Here is a 266-nt window from a genome sequence, read left to right as displayed (position 1 = left end):
CGCGACGGCGCGGCCGGCGGCGGTGCCGGCGCCCACGGGCGGTCGTAGCCGGGGACGCGCGCAGACGTCGTCGAGAAGCCGTCGGCGGTGCGGCGCAGCGCCAGCGCGCCGGTGCGCTCCAGCATCGCCCGATCGATCACCTGGGCCCGGCAGCCGGGCGGCGGCGGACGCAGCGTGACGATCAGGGCGGCGCGGGCGCAGTCGTCGGGAAAGGCCGCGGCGGTGCGGACGAGCGCGACGGCGGCGCCGTCCGGCAGCCGCGCCAC

At 81.2% G+C, this 266-nt stretch carries 1 pseudogene; it reads right to left on the bottom strand.

From position 1 onward, the window contains the following. Positions 1-266 (bottom strand): annotated as a pseudogene (locus CH341_RS34955) (ComEC/Rec2 family competence protein); the annotation flags it as partial.

Origin of the sequence: Rhodoplanes roseus (genome assembly GCF_003258865.1) — a bacterium.
In the GTDB taxonomy this organism is placed as follows: domain Bacteria; phylum Pseudomonadota; class Alphaproteobacteria; order Rhizobiales; family Xanthobacteraceae; genus Rhodoplanes; species Rhodoplanes roseus.
Note: the sequence above shows the minus strand (reverse complement) of the source record. Positions and strands in the feature narration are given on the sequence as shown.